This window comes from Marinomonas algicola (genome assembly GCF_014805825.1).
Lineage (GTDB): Bacteria > Pseudomonadota > Gammaproteobacteria > Pseudomonadales > Marinomonadaceae > Marinomonas > Marinomonas algicola.
In genome coordinates this window covers 1,526,329-1,541,019 of sequence record NZ_CP061941.1, presented here as the reverse complement: position 1 = coordinate 1,541,019, position 14,691 = coordinate 1,526,329, and the positions used below count along the sequence as shown (strand labels likewise).

The following is a 14,691-nucleotide window of genomic DNA, read 5'->3' as shown; positions in this document are numbered from 1 at the left end:
ATTATAAAAGCATCCGCTCTAGGATCAAATTAATAGCCACATTGGTCAAGATATTGAGTTAAGCTTTTAACTTCCAAGCAACCTGTTTACCAGCAAAAAACGGCACGATCAAGTCACCATCTGGCAAGGTAATACTTTCGGGAACAGTCCAAGACTCTTTCACTAAGGTAACCGTTTCTGTGTTACGGGCAAGACCATAAAAATCAGCGCCATGAGTACTGGCAAAACCCTCTAGTTTATCCAAGGCTCCCAACTCCTCAAACACCTGTGCATAAAGCTCTAGTGCCGACCATGCGCTGTAACAGCCAGCGCAACCGCAATCAGATTCTTTCCTGTGTTTGGCATGAGGTGCAGAGTCGGTCCCGAGAAAAAATTTGTTAGAACCCGACGCAACAACGGCTCGAAGTGCTTCTTGATGAGACTGGCGCTTTAGGATAGGTAAACAATAGTTATGAGGGCGAATTCCACCATCCAGCATATCATTACGATTCAGCAATAAGTGCTGCGGTGTAATCGTTGCAGCAACACCAACACGAGCGGATAGAACAAACTCGGCGGCATCCGCTGTTGTAATGTGCTCAAAGACCACTTTTAGTTGTGGCACTCGCTCAACAATTTTTACCATGTGCTGATCAATAAACGCTTTTTCTCGATCAAATATATCAATGTGCTTTTGCGTCACTTCTCCATGAATCAACAACAGCATATCGTGCTCTGCCAAGGCCTCAAATACCGGATACAATGAATCCAATGAGTTTACGCCTGAATCCGAGTTGGTGGTTGCACCAGCAGGGTACATTTTTGCCGCTACCGCGCCAGCTGCTTTCGCCTCTTGAATGTCTTGAACTGTCGTTTTATCCGTTAGGTAAATTGTCATTAAAGGGGAAAAGGAAGCGCCCTGAGGGATAGCAGATACAATTCTTTGACGATACTCTGCAACCAGCGCTCCCGTTGTTACTGGTGGCACCAAATTTGGCATAACAACAGCTCGTGAGAAACAGCGAGCCGTAGCTGGCACCGTTTCTTGCAACATATCCCCATCTCGAAAATGTAAATGCCAATCATCCGGTTTTATTATCGTAATTTGATTCATACTCTGCCTATTGAGTTTCTTTTGCTAAATTTGGGTAATGGTTATTATCAATTAAGCCATTAATATACAGTTGAACGTATGCATTAATACGCTCTCTTAATAGTCGTTCTGGTTGGGGGTTATCCGACTTAGATTTTATATGGAATGTCTCAGGCAGTTTGCCCATGTCATAAACAGGCAAACCATCAAAGGTCAGCTTCATATACTGATCATCCAGTATAAGCCAATAAGCCCCTCCTTCTCTTATAATCGCCTCTCCAAATGGTGCAGGCTGCAAAAGAGATCGACCAAAAGGCATCAGTTTATCTTTCTCTGGTAGCTTCAGGTAATCAATTATTGTGGCCGGAATATCCACTTGTTGCGCCACTTCTTGAACAGTTTCTGGCTTAATCATGCCATTTGGGTGATACAGAAGAATCGGTATTTGATGTCGCCCCATAGGCGTGCCAAAACGTTTATCGAAATTATCTGAAGTATGGTCCGCTGTAATAACAAACAAAGTATTGTTAAACCATTCTTTTTGTGAGGCTGCCTCAAAGAAACGCCTTAATGCCAAATCGGAATATTGCACAACATTATGCATAGGTGTTACACCATTAGTCATCACATTTTCATATTCGGCTGGCAAAGTATAAGGCGGATGCGAGCTAATAGTGAAAACCCCAGCCAAAAAAGGAGGCTCTAATTCGTCTATTTTGCCAGCGGTGAACTGCAAGAAAGGCTCATCAAATATTCCCCATTGGCCATCATAATCATCTGAATTTGGGTACTCATCTAAACCATAATATTCGTCAAAGCCAAGCCGATAAGTCGTATCATCAAAATACATACTGCCATTTTTAGCACCATGAAAGAACGCCGTCTGATAACCATGCGCCTTCAGAATTTCACCTATCCCATAGACTTTATTGGATTGAAAGGGAGAACGCATAAACGCTTCTGACATTAAAGACGGTATACCTGAAAAAACGGACGGTATGGCTTCAATAGAGCGCCTACCGTTTGCGATGCCATTAGGGTAAAAGCGCCCTTTCTCCGTTAAAGTCGTTAAAAATGGAACATAATTTGTCTTACCATATGGCTCACCAAAATACTCTAGGCTAAAGCTTTCCAGAAGGATCACAACCACATTTTGGGGAGGCATTTCTTTCAAAGCAAGTTGTGAGTCTGACGCATCCTTTTCAACAAGATCAGCACTTTGATGAACTGGCTCTACCACCTTATGAGCCACTGACTCAGATTGAAAAAACGTCATTCTCTTGATGTTAGTTGTGGATTCTCTCATCAGAGTAAAAGGGGTATTCAATACCAAAGACCCCAACTCTGAATTAGGCCACGCATAGGCGTGCAAACTACGAATTGGTTTGGCTTGCAACCCGCCTCTTGCCGAAAAAACAAAGCTAACGACAATTAAACCACATACAAAAAAATACGTCCCCACTCCTTTTTCAATACTTGGCACTCTATTTTTAATGGAAATCAGCGCCGCAATAAAAAACAATAATATTGTCACGCCAATAGAACAAAACCACCAATAATCCAATAAAATTTGAGGGCCTTGCATAGAAACGTCTCTCATCATTGAGAGAACCTCTAAACCACTTCGTCTTCCAACAAAAGGAAAATACACAGTGTCAATTAGATTTACGATTAACGATAAAGAATTAACAATAGCGAAGTAAGCAAAAGTAAAGTTAAGAGTAAAGCGATGCCAATTTTTAAACCACACCAAAATAAATAAACTTAATACCAATGGTGCATTCATTAATGCAATGGACGCCGCATCAAAACGAACACCATGCAGAAAAGCATACCCAATAGAATACAGATCTTGATTTAGAAATTGATATTTATTATAAGTGTAAAAAATTATTCTCGTTAAAAAATAGAATAAGAGAAGTAAAAAGGCCCCATTTAAAATAAACAAGAAAGGAGTAATATAGATTTTATTCTTATTTTCGTCATCAACAGCCATATCAACGTCATACCTTTGAATGATTTTGTAAGCTATTTTCCCACAGCCGGCAACATTTCAACAGATAGAGACATAAAAAAAGACCGCATAAAGCGGCCTTTTTTGAAACTCATCAAGAATTAGCTGTCACGACGTGGGGGACGAGGACGTCTATCACCACCAGCATCGTTACTGCTGCGACGACGGCGTTCACCACTGCCTGAATTACCACCACGACCAGCATCACGACGACCACCGCCATCACGACGACCGCCACCTTCACGCGGACGACGAGGAGCAGAAGGCGCGCGATTATTTAACGCATCAGCGTCTTCAAGTACGGCAATATCTGTTTTCTGACCGCAGATGCGAGTCGATGACAGTTTTGGCATCGATTCTTTTGCAATATCAGTTGGCAAATCGACTGTCGCAAAATCTTCATAGATTTCAATATGACCAATGTAACGGCTTTCAATATCCGCTTCATTTGCAATAGCACCTACAATGTTTCCAGGTTTAACACCATCACGATACCCGACTTGAACAACGTAACGAGTCATCGCTATGCTTGGATCATCTTTTAATGGCATCGGTTCTTTGGTAACTGGATTTTGCTTACGTGGTGGACGCTCTCCACGCTCTGGACGTTCGCGACGCTCATTACGATCGTTACTGCGCTCACGACGCTCTTGACGAACTTCCATTTCATTAAGCAAAATTGGAGACTTAACCTGAGCCAAATAAGCTAATGCCGCCGCTGCTTTAATTGGATCTTGATCATTCTCTTTCTGATAACTTTCAACAAGCTCCAAAAAGAAATCCAAATTTACATTATCAATTGTGTCCGTAATGCCTTGCTTGAAACGCTCTACACGTTGCTGATTAATATCAGAGGCTGTTGGCAATTGCATTTTTTCAATCGGTTGACGAGTTGCACGCTCAATGGCTTGCAACATACGACGCTCACGCGGCGCAACAAACAATATAGCGGTACCTGAACGACCAGCACGCCCTGTACGACCAATACGGTGAACATAAGACTCTGTATCGTACGGAATGTCATAGTTAACAACATGACTTACCCGCTCAACATCCAAACCACGAGCTACAACATCTGTTGCAACAAGGATGTCAATTTGACCACTTTTAATGCGATCAACTGTACGTTCACGTAGATTCTGACTGATATCACCGTTCAACGCTTCACAAGCATGACCACGAGCCGTTAGTTTTTCTGCCAATTCTACTGTAGCGGCTTTAGTACGAACAAAAATTATCATACCATCGTGTTCGCTCATCTCAAGAATACGAGTCAATGCATCAAGCTTATGAAGCCCACTTACTTGCCAGTATTTTTGAGAAATCGTCATCGCTGTCGATGTTTTAGTGACAATTTTCACTTCTTTCGGATTATTCAAATGACGATTTGCCACTTGTCGAATAACATTTGGCATGGTTGCAGAGAACAAGGCGATTTGGCGCTGTGCAGGAATCTGCTCAAGAATCCATTCAACATCGTCGATGAATCCCATACGTAGCATTTCATCCGCTTCATCAAGCACTAAAGCTTTGATACCATCAAGCTTTAAGGTCTTACGGCGGATGTGGTCCATAACTCGACCCGGTGTACCAACAACGACTTGAACACCACGACGCAGTTGACGCAGTTGTGTGTCGTATGACATGCCGCCATAAATAGGCAAAACATGAAAATCAGGTAAGTGGCGAGCATAACTTTGAAATGCTTCGGAAACTTGTATTGCCAACTCACGAGTTGGCGCAAGCACCAATAATTGAGTTGTTTTATCTGTTACGTCTATGCGCGATAACAACGGTAGCGCAAACGCCGCTGTCTTACCAGTACCCGTCTGCGCTTGCCCTAGAAGATCGTGACCTTCTAATAAAAATGGAATACTTTGCGCTTGGATAGCCGATGGCTGCTCGTAACCGAGATCAGCAACCGCTTTAAGAATAGGGGCAGCAAGGCCCAACGAAACAAATGTAGGCTGAATATCAGCGTCAGACATGTAAATGAATACCTTTTAATTGGTGGGGCAAGGCCCATTCAATTTGAATAGCCTTACAAATACTCGAGGAAAAAACTCGGTGACGAATACTACAACAATTATAAAAAATACGCCAGCGTGATTTTCTCAAGAACCAAATTAATTAAAGCGTAAAGGTTCATTTTGTCAAGTCTCATACAAATGCGATGTATTCAACCTACAAAACAATTATTCATCTCTTACGGAATAACGAATTAGCTAAACCGTAAGAGGTGGAGCAAAGTATTACATACTATAAGTTCTAGTTAACTTTTATGATCATCTAGAATAACCGCAACCCAATGCGTTTTTGGGTTTGCTTCCATTGCAATTTTAACAATGATGGTTAATGGAATGGATAACAACATTCCTACGGGACCAAAGACCCACCCCCACAATAACAATGACAGAAAAACGACCAAGGTTGAGAGCCCCAAGCCTTTGCCCATGTAACGCGGCTCAATGATATTACCTACGACTAAATTAATTACGACAAAACCAAGCCCCGTTAAACCAGCTGCTAAACCACCTAATTGAACAAACGCCAGCATGACGGCAGGAATGGCCGCGATAATAGAACCAATGTTAGGCACGAAGTTAAGCAAAAAAGCGGAAACGCCCCATAATATCGGAAAATCCACCCCTAAAACATACAGCCATATACTGACAACACAACCCGTTAGAATGCTCACACTTGTTTTGATTGCCAAATAACGATTTACAGCATTAGCAAAATCTTTAAAATTCTTTAGAGATGCACGAGCATCACCTAAAGCATGCGACAGTTTTTCTGGGAAGTCTGCGGCCTCAAATAACATAAATACTACAGTCATAATAACCAAGAATGTGTTTGTTAAAACATTTCCAAGTCCGCTAAGTGTATTGGCCACCATCTGCATTAATATAGAAGGGTCAAAATACCCCCTTACCTGCTCCTCAGAAATATGCAGCCCTATACTATTTGCAAAAGTAATAACGCCATCAAGCTCTTTTATCATGCCTGCTTTATAGCTAGGAAGCTGCTGATTAAAACCGTCTAACGACGCGCCAACAAATACCCCAAGCGAACTAACACTCAACATGATCAAGGTAACAATCAGAAGAATTGCCAGCCAAGTTGGCACATTCTTCCTGCGTAAAGCGGACAGCATGGGCGCACAAATAATGGCAATAAACGCAGACAACATTAAAGGAACAACAACTTCAGACGCGGATTTCAAGCCTGCAATAATAATCACCAGTGCAGCCAAGCTAACCAACCAAGAGACGCCTCGATTCAACTCACTCATTCAATTACCTACGTATTAATAATCTTCATTTAAGGGATAAATACTTTGGCCATAATCGGCTAAATCTTGCAACATAATCTGCTTAGTATTAGTTAATTCACTGCGCTGCGCTATGTCATTTAATTGTGCAAAATAGGCGTCCATATAAATGCTACCGCCCCCTTCAGCCTCTAATAAGCGGAATCGTCTATATTCTTCCCATTCAATACGCTGGGCATCAGACAATTGGTCCGGATAATTACGCCCGATATAGCGCATTAGCATTTCAGGTAACCGTCGATCATCAAAGGATAATGATAATTCATTCAGGCAATCACTAGGAGTTTCTCTTATTTCTTCCATACGCTTCTTGTCATCATTCGAAAAAAAACCACCGGAATAAAGCATATGATCAGGATCTTTATGAATCGGTAAATTTTCTTGATGGAAGACCTGAGTGAGCTTTTCTACCAGTCCATGTGTTGATTTAATAATGGACAAATTCCGACGACATAACTCACCATCTAGCTGCAATCTTTCTACCACAGCATGATCTTTGAGAAATGCACTAGGCGCAACCGCTGGACAGCGATTATAGTGTAGAACCTTCAGAGGAATACGAGGTTTCCCATCCAGTGATTCTGTTTTACTGAATACCCCGTGGCGTAGTTCATCCACAGACAAATCAAGCAATTGTTGCGCATCAGCCATTAAGTCAAAAACCACCACACCGTTTTTATTGGTCGGATGTGGGGCGACAGGAGCGACAAATGCAGCGTACTTTTTCTCACGTCCAAACATACCTGATATATGTAAGAAAGGCGTCATTTTTAGAGGGTTAATAAAATTTTGCAGCTCGGATTTCTGCCGCATTTTAAAATAGTAAGCAAATAATTTAGGATGGACTTGTTGAATCAACTTCGCCATTTCAATGGTGCCATACACATCCGATAATGCGTCATGCGCTTGCTCATGACTAATACCGTTGGCTTTTGTTAAGGCTTCCAACTTGAGTGAGACATTACCCTCATCATCCTGCGGCCATTTAATACCGTCAGGTCGAATAGCATAAGCCATACGAACTAAGTCAATCACATCCCAGCGTGAGCAATTGTTTTGCCATTCACGCGCATAAGGGTCGATAAAATTTCGATAGAAGCCAAAACGAACCACTTCATCATCAAACCTTAAGGTGTTATACCCTAATGAACAGGTACCAGGGACAGACATTTCTTGCTCAATAGCTTGCATAAACTCGGCTTCACACAGCCCTTCTCTATTGGCGTCCTGTGGGGTAATACCAGTCAATAAACACGCTTCTGGATTTGGCAATACGTCATCAGCGAGTCGACAATAAAACATAATTGGCTCACCAATCACATTGAACTCTAAATCCGTTCTGATCCCTGCAAACTGCATTGGCCTATCTTTAGCTGGGTCAACGCCCGTTGTTTCAAAGTCGAACCAAAAAAACGAGGTAGGTGCTGAAGAAGTCACTAATTATTCCTGTTAGACATTAAAATAAAAGGTATTATACGCACCTTGGGAAATTTTTGGCGACAAGAGGAACATATAATATGCCAGCACCGAATAATTGCCCGTGCGGAACAGCACTCCCCTATGAAATGTGTTGTGCAATGTATCACAACAATCCTGGCACAGCACCAACGGCTGAGGCATTGATGAGATCGCGGTATTCCGCATTTGCGTTAAAAAACTTTCGTTACGTTCAACAAACACAACAACTTGAAGACGCCTCGGAACAAACTGAGAAAGACATATCTGAGAGTAACGATCATACTCAATGGATAAAGCTGGAGATTTTAGAAACACTTGAAGGTAATGAGAAAGATAAAACCGGAATGGTATCATTTTGCGCTCATTTCAAAGAAGGCAAACACATTGGCCGACTTTCTGAGCGATCACTTTTTAAAAAGATCCATCAGTCTTGGTACTACATTTCAGGAGAACACGAAGTTCAAGGCAATACGCCCCTCATTAAATCAGCCAGCATGAATATTGGACGAAATGACCCTTGTCACTGTGGTTCAAACAAAAAATTTAAAAAATGCTGCGGATAAATCGTATCCCAGTAAAGATTATTATTGGGTTTACATTAGGAATAAATAATGCTTTGGATTGATATTGTTGGTTATGTTGCGTCGTTTTTAATCGCCGTATCTTTGATGATGAGCTCGATTGTTAGGTTACGCTGGATTAGCCTTGCTGGCAGCTTGACTTTTTCAATTTATGGCACTTTGATTGGAGCCTATCCTGTTGCCGTAGTAAATGCTTTTATTGTTTTTATCAATGTCTACTTTTTAGTTAAAATACACCGTTCACAGGTTATATTTAATGTCATTAAAAGCGGTGTTGAGTCAGGACAATCCGGTTACATAGCCTACTTTTTAGATTGCTTTTCAGAAGACATTCAGACATTTTATCCAGACTTCAAACGGCGCCTCGTTTCAGACAATCGCGAGTATTATTTATTAACTGAACAAGAAAAGGTGGTCGGTATCATCTCTGGCATCCATCACTCTGATAAACACTTTGAAATTGACCTTGATATAGTAACACCCACCTACAGAGACTATAAACTTGGGCACTACCTATTTGATTCTAGCAATGTTTTTTCTAAGAAGTTTGGTTTTTCCTCAATTACAGCGAATGTCCAAACTGAAGAGTATCAATCGTATTTAGAAAAAGTAGGATTCACTCAAAAAACAGCCAGTATTTGGGAATATCAAGCACCCGCTAACCTTTAAGTTACATGATTTATAAAACACTTGAGCAATGCAGACACCTGGTTAGTGCACCAATAAAAAGCCCTCACGCACAGACGCTGTACTGAGGGCTTTTTATCAAAGCATTCTGCTATTGGTGAAACTGAAACCACCTTGCCAGCATATCCCTTTCTTCATCTGACATCTTCGTTAAATTCCCCAGAGGCATGGTTTTTTGAAGAACCGCTTGCTGATAAATCTTCAACATTTGAGATTCAATTTGAACCTTTGAATCGAACATAACACCTGCTGGAGGCGCAGAAAACAGAGTCGAACTAGGACGAGCACTATGGCAAGAAGCACATCTCGCTTCCAATATAGCGTAAGCTTTTGCATCTAAATCATTCGCCATAGTCTCTTGAGTAGGGCTAGTTTGCACTATTTGAACACCCAAGTCAGAAGACGCCGTAGAGTCCACAGCAGCAGAGCCCATTGATTCCTTCGATGCTGACTGAGCCTTAGACTCAGTTGTCGACAGAGCCACAGGTTTATAAGACGAAGGTTGCGTCACCCAAGCTAGACTAAATAGGCACAAACAGGCAACAGGCAATATCCAAACGTTTTTTTCAGGTTGATGACGAATATTAAAGTAATGCCTTATACCCGCACTCAGTACCATCAGAGCAATTAAAACCACCCAATTAAAGTCACTCCCGTAGGTAGAAGGATAATGATTACTTATCATAATAAATAAGATTGGTAGGGTTAAATAATTATTATGTCTTGATCTAAGCAGTGCCTTAGCACCGTACTTTGGATCGACTGTTTCACCTTTTTCCACAGCGGATAAGAGCGCTCTTTGAGACGGCATAATGACATGCGCCACATTCGCCACCATCATGGTTCCAATCATAGCCCCCATATTGATAAAGGCGCCACGTCCGCTAAAGACAAGAGTTAAACCATAGGCAACACAGACAAAAGCAACTAACCCAACAACCGACAGGATCATTGGCTTATCCGCTAACAGATTACTCAGTCCGTTATAAAGCAACCAAGAAAAAAGAATACACATCAAACTGATCATGATGGCCACTGTAGGTGTTATATCCATCACGGCGGGGTCAATAAGATACAAACTGGCATTAAAATAATATTGGACGATCAGTAGCCCCATACCACTTAACCAAGTTGTATAGGCTTCCCATTTAAACCAGTGTAGGGTTTTAGGCATGGTTTCAGGGGCTGTTTTATATTTTTCTAAGCGGTATATCCCTCCACCATGTATAGCCCATAAATACCCTGCAATACCTTCTTTTTGTGGGCCGCTGCGAATCAAATTATTCTCAAGCCAGTTAAAATAAAAGGAGGCTCCAATCCAAGCAATCCCAGCGGTGATGTGGAACCAGCGAACAAATAAATTGAGCCATTCATGTAGATGACTTTCTAACATAACCCCTCACTTAGCTAGGAAAACAAGCAAAATCAACTTGCTCTATGCGGCATACTAACGATTTATCAATTTCATATTCATCGCAATTAGGGCCGGAGCCAATGCGATCAACGACTAAAAAATCCGACACAGCATCGAGCGCTATTAATGGATGATGCCATGTTCCTTGAGCATAATTGACACCTTGTGAAGGCGATGCCCAGAATACTTTTATATTTTCAATATCAGGGCGTTCTTGATCTAACTCTGGTGCCACCACAACCAAATAAGGTCTCTGATTTAGTGGGAAAAAAGCCTGTGAGCCTAAAGGGTGACGCTCTAACATTGAGATAGATAAAGGAAATACTCTTGCGTCTCCACGAAAAATACTAATACCCGAGCGCACTGACTCTTCATTATGTGGTGTGACCTGAACATCAGCTAAATCATGAAAACGAGTGGTCGTACCGCCATTAATTAGATAATGTGTTCGAGCACTGTTTGCTTCAATAACGTCACCAAATTCCTGAAAATTTTCCGCCGTCAGTAAATCAATTTTCATCGAGCATCCCCTCCTTTATCAAACATGCCTATTTTAAGATAAACCCTATTCTTCTGGAAATCCGCTTTTAAAGAGTATATGGCACTTATCTCAACCGCTCTCTTTTAATCAAAAGACGGTTTTCCGAAGAGTCTAACTCGACTGATACCGCCATCAGGGAATATGTTTAACCTTATATGAGTTACCTTACCAACTTTCAACACGTCTTCTTTGAAGTAATGATCGTAGTCCGCTTTAAGGGATTGTTGAGGCAATAACTCTTGCCAATATAAGCTTTGGGCCGCCAAACTGGAATCAGGAAGATTGTCGATATTAGCAAACTGTATTGAGCATGAATCAGGGAAATTTCCCTTAAAAAAGCTGGTCTCAATTTGTATGGCGCTAATTTCACCAGGGTGTCCTAATGCCATAATTACCCAATCATTTCCAGGCTCTCTGCGACGTCGAGTCTCCCAACCATCGCCCATATGGATGCTTTTCCCTGGAAGATTTAGATTGTGCATGGTCCCAAAGTGCTCATCATTTGTCGCGATCGCCCTGCCACCATGAAGCAGCGCAAGCAAATCAACGTCAGTAGAAGTATCCATAGTAGGCCAGTCAATATTGGGTTGGCCATAAACACGTAAACGAGCCACGCCACCATCGGGGTAAATATTCAATTTAATGTGAGTGAATATTCGATCATTATCTACAGGAACTATGTGTTGCTGATTGCCTTCTAATGCCACGGTATCGGTTATATTGATCCAATCGGTATTCTCATCTGGATCCTTCTTGCAGTGACAAGCTTGAACAAGTGCAGCAGGAGGATAATTACCGGTAAAGTGTCGAGTGTCGATGTCCAATGCATTTATCTTCCCTGATACGCCTAGCTTTACGATGCAATAATCATATCCTTCTGATCGTTTTCTTCGAGACTCCCATCCGTCCATCCACTTACCATTATCATCGTATTTACCATCGATAAACACGGCATCTTGATCCTGGATCATACGTTCTTTTGCGGCAAAGAAATCATCACTTGCGTAGATAGCCTTAGCACCTAACCGCTCAGAAGCCAAATTAACACCATACCAAGTTGCCGTTTTACTAGACATGAATACCCCTCAAAATAGACAAATACACTTTCAAATTAAAAACAATAATTTCATAATTAAGTTAAAGAAACAATTGTTTCAAATTGATTTTTATCCATTATTGACATCTTTTACAGACATTTCATAAACAATCTCGGTTTTTCCTTCCATGAATGCTCTTTTTCCGTCATTATTCTCTAAACTTTATCTATGAAATCAATGACACAATGCAAGACCAATCTATAGAAATTCGCATCAAAGAAATTTACGAGCAATTGTCGCCAACTCAGCAAAAATTAGCGTCTTGCATTCTCAATCATCAAGGAGACATTGCGACCTATTCTGCAACCGAGTTGTCAAAATTGGCTGGGGTATCAAAATCCGCGGTCACTCGATTATTACAAAGGCTTGGCTATCGTGATTTCGGTGAAGTAAAAAAACAAGTCAGGGCCGCCAGAAGATGGGGAGCACCTATTGCGCAAAAAATGCCTGATGGGGAACCGCTATCAAATATTTTCCAAGATTATGTTAAATGTGATCAGGCGAACATTCAAAAAACACTTGAGTCAATAAGCCCAATTAGCTATAAAAAAGCCGTTCAATGGATTAGTAGCGCACCAAAAGTCTATATTATTGGCTACCGTAATAACCATGCTCTTGGCTTACATTTACGACAACAACTTACTCAATGTCGTCCAAACGTGTCATTATTACCCGTACCTGGCCAAACGCTTGGAGAAGAAATTGCATCCTTTACTAAAGAAGATGTGGTTATCATTATGGGGATTCGCCGTCGACCGGCTTGGTTAAAGAATTTAATGACCTCGCTTAAAATCAATGACATTCGCTTAATTTACATTACGGACCATGCCGATGTGAACCCCAGTGAAGTCAGTGATTTACATTTTTCTTGTGTTGTACGTGGTGTATCCGCCTTCGACTCCTATGCCAGTGTGATGAACCTAATTAGCATGCTCGCTAATAGCGTCTATCAAGAATCTTATAATGATGCCCATGTTCGTATACAAAAAATTGAGTCCACTTACCAAATACTCAATGAACTCGATATGGCCGCTCTAAATAATGGGGCCCCTATGGACGAATTAGATGACTAATTCTATTCCCTATCCTTTTATAGCACTGTTGACTCTTTTATAATTAACCAGCTTTAACGCTTACTACATTCAGGAAAAAAAATGCATTCAATTACGCTTGGCCCGCTTACCTCGGCAAATGGTGAAATTCAGATTCCCGGATCAAAAAGTTTATCAAATAGAATTTTATTACTCGCGGCTTTAGCGAAAGGCACGACCAAAATCACCAATTTATTAGAAAGTGATGACATAAGGCACATGCTAAACGCCTTAACATCGCTTGGTATAAAATACACACTAGAAGACGCCAATACGTGTGTTGTTGAAGGGAATTCTGGACCGTTTAATGCTACAAATGCCGATCTATTTTTAGGAAATGCTGGCACGGCCATGCGTCCACTAACAGCGGCGCTTTGTCTGGGCACTGGAGAATTCCGACTGCACGGCGAACCAAGAATGCACGAACGTCCAATTGGCGATTTAGTTGAATCACTTAAGGCTCTTGGAGTTGAAATTGAATATCAAGAAAACGATGGTTATCCTCCCTTAGTTATTAAAGCCAATGGTTTAGCAGGAGGGAAAGTATCGATAAAAGGTCATATTTCAAGCCAGTTTTTAACGGCAATATTAATGTCTGCTCCTTTAGCTAAAGCCGACCTAACCATAGAGGTTGAAGGTGAATTGGTTTCAAAACCTTATATAGACATTACTCTTCACTCAATGAAACAATTTGGTGTTGTCGTGGAAAATAACAACTACCAATCCTTTTTCGTGAAGGGAGAACAAACCTATCAGAGTCCTGGTGAAATCATGGTGGAAGGCGATGCCTCTTCAGCGTCGTACTTTCTGGCCGCCGCCGCCATCGCTGGAGGCAAAATTAAAGTTCATGGGGTGGGTTCTGACAGCGTTCAAGGTGATGTTAAGTTTGCCGAAGTTCTCGCCGCTATGGGAGCAAAAATCACTTATGGTCCAACTTGGATAGAAGCTGAAAAAGATCAGTTAAATGGCGTAGATCTGGATATGAATCACATTCCAGATGCCGCCATGACTATTGCCACAACAGCACTGTTTGCTAAAGGACCTACTCGTATACGTAATATCTATAATTGGCGAGTAAAAGAAACTGACCGACTGGCAGCCATGGCAACTGAGCTTAAGAAGCTAGGTGCAACAGTAGAAGAAGGAGAAGATTATATCTATGTTGAGCCTCTAGAAAACGTACAACATGTTGCTATTGATACGTATGATGATCATCGAATTGCGATGTGTTTTTCATTGGTCGCCTTTTCAAATTCGCAAGTTACTATTAACGATCCGGGCTGTACTTCTAAAACCTTCCCTACCTATTTTGATTTATTCTCTAAAATCTCAAAATAAAGATAAAAAAAACCCCAACTTTTTAAGGTTGGGGTTAAGAGGTTTGTAAAGGGGCTAGTTTAAA

Annotated in this window: 12 protein-coding genes; 4 read left to right on the top strand and 8 right to left on the bottom strand. The window is 41.3% G+C overall.

Annotation, left to right across the window (positions count from 1 at the left end; all coding sequences use genetic code 11):
- Positions 1-58 precede the first annotated feature (58 nt).
- From pyrC to sbcB, 5 genes are all read right to left on the bottom strand, one after another.
- Positions 59-1,093 carry a dihydroorotase gene (gene pyrC / locus IEZ33_RS06920; protein ID WP_191602960.1) on the bottom strand — a complete coding sequence of 345 codons (1,035 nt, stop codon included), beginning with the start codon at positions 1,091-1,093 and terminating at the stop codon, positions 59-61.
- A 7-nt stretch (positions 1,094-1,100) separates the two neighbouring features.
- On the bottom strand, positions 1,101-3,068 hold the full coding sequence (locus tag IEZ33_RS06915) for an LTA synthase family protein (protein ID WP_191602959.1): 1,968 nt from the start codon (positions 3,066-3,068) through the stop codon (positions 1,101-1,103).
- 119 nt (positions 3,069-3,187) lie between these two features.
- Entirely contained in the window at positions 3,188-5,074 is a 1,887-nt protein-coding gene (locus IEZ33_RS06910) for a DEAD/DEAH box helicase (RefSeq protein WP_191602958.1), read from the bottom strand.
- 284 nt (positions 5,075-5,358) lie between these two features.
- Entirely contained in the window at positions 5,359-6,381 is a 1,023-nt protein-coding gene (locus IEZ33_RS06905; protein WP_191602957.1) for an AI-2E family transporter, read from the bottom strand.
- A gap of 15 nt (positions 6,382-6,396) precedes the next feature.
- Positions 6,397-7,857 carry an exodeoxyribonuclease I gene (sbcB, locus tag IEZ33_RS06900; protein WP_191602956.1) on the bottom strand — a complete coding sequence of 487 codons (1,461 nt, stop codon included), beginning with the start codon at positions 7,855-7,857 and terminating at the stop codon, positions 6,397-6,399.
- A gap of 80 nt (positions 7,858-7,937) precedes the next feature.
- Between sbcB and IEZ33_RS06895 the strand changes: the two genes are divergently transcribed.
- Both IEZ33_RS06895 and IEZ33_RS06890 read left to right on the top strand, forming a co-directional pair.
- Positions 7,938-8,441, top strand: a complete 504-nt coding sequence (locus IEZ33_RS06895) for a YchJ family protein (protein ID WP_191602955.1) — start codon at positions 7,938-7,940, stop codon at positions 8,439-8,441.
- Positions 8,442-8,489: 48 nt separating this feature from the next.
- Positions 8,490-9,128, top strand: coding sequence for a GNAT family N-acetyltransferase (locus IEZ33_RS06890; protein ID WP_191602954.1), 639 nt, complete (start codon positions 8,490-8,492; stop codon positions 9,126-9,128).
- A 109-nt stretch (positions 9,129-9,237) separates the two neighbouring features.
- Here IEZ33_RS06890 and IEZ33_RS06885 read toward each other — a convergent pair whose 3' ends face one another.
- From IEZ33_RS06885 to alc, 3 genes are all read right to left on the bottom strand, one after another.
- A complete protein-coding gene (locus tag IEZ33_RS06885) occupies positions 9,238-10,539 on the bottom strand; it encodes a urate hydroxylase PuuD (RefSeq protein ID WP_191602953.1) in 1,302 nt (433 codons plus the stop codon).
- Between the two features lie 10 nt (positions 10,540-10,549).
- On the bottom strand, positions 10,550-11,080 hold the full coding sequence (locus tag IEZ33_RS06880; protein ID WP_191602952.1) for an ureidoglycolate lyase: 531 nt from the start codon (positions 11,078-11,080) through the stop codon (positions 10,550-10,552).
- A gap of 104 nt (positions 11,081-11,184) precedes the next feature.
- Positions 11,185-12,177 carry an allantoicase gene (gene alc, locus IEZ33_RS06875; protein WP_191602951.1) on the bottom strand — a complete coding sequence of 331 codons (993 nt, stop codon included), beginning with the start codon at positions 12,175-12,177 and terminating at the stop codon, positions 11,185-11,187.
- A gap of 206 nt (positions 12,178-12,383) precedes the next feature.
- Between alc and IEZ33_RS06870 the strand changes: the two genes are divergently transcribed.
- Positions 12,384-13,271, top strand: a complete 888-nt coding sequence (locus tag IEZ33_RS06870; protein WP_191602950.1) for a MurR/RpiR family transcriptional regulator — start codon at positions 12,384-12,386, stop codon at positions 13,269-13,271.
- Positions 13,272-13,352: 81 nt separating this feature from the next.
- Positions 13,353-14,627, top strand: coding sequence for a 3-phosphoshikimate 1-carboxyvinyltransferase (gene aroA / locus IEZ33_RS06865; RefSeq protein WP_191602949.1), 1,275 nt, complete (start codon positions 13,353-13,355; stop codon positions 14,625-14,627).
- The last annotated feature ends 64 nt before the right edge of the window (positions 14,628-14,691 follow it).